At 43.7% G+C, this 231-nt stretch carries 1 pseudogene; it reads right to left on the reverse strand.

Annotation, left to right across the window (positions count from 1 at the left end):
- Positions 1 to 89: 89 nt before the first annotated feature.
- Positions 90 to 231 (reverse strand): annotated as a pseudogene (gene tuf / locus V6252_RS13050) (elongation factor Tu); the annotation flags it as partial.

The raw sequence follows: 231 nt of genomic DNA on the forward strand, positions 1-231 counted from the left end.
GATTCACATTCTCCCACAAAAAAAAGGCCACCCTAGATAGGATGGGCTTTTTATGACTAATTCATAAGCTCATTACTGAGACTTAAGGCTTAGTTCAATACGTTAGCAACAACACCAGCGCCTACAGTACGGCCGCCTTCAAGAATTGCGAAGCGAAGACCTTTGTCCATAGCGATTGGGTTGATAATCTCTACGCCCATCTCAACGTTATCACCAGGCATTACCATTTCA

This window comes from Psychrobacter proteolyticus (assembly GCF_038155145.1).
Lineage (GTDB): Bacteria > Pseudomonadota > Gammaproteobacteria > Pseudomonadales > Moraxellaceae > Psychrobacter > Psychrobacter proteolyticus_B.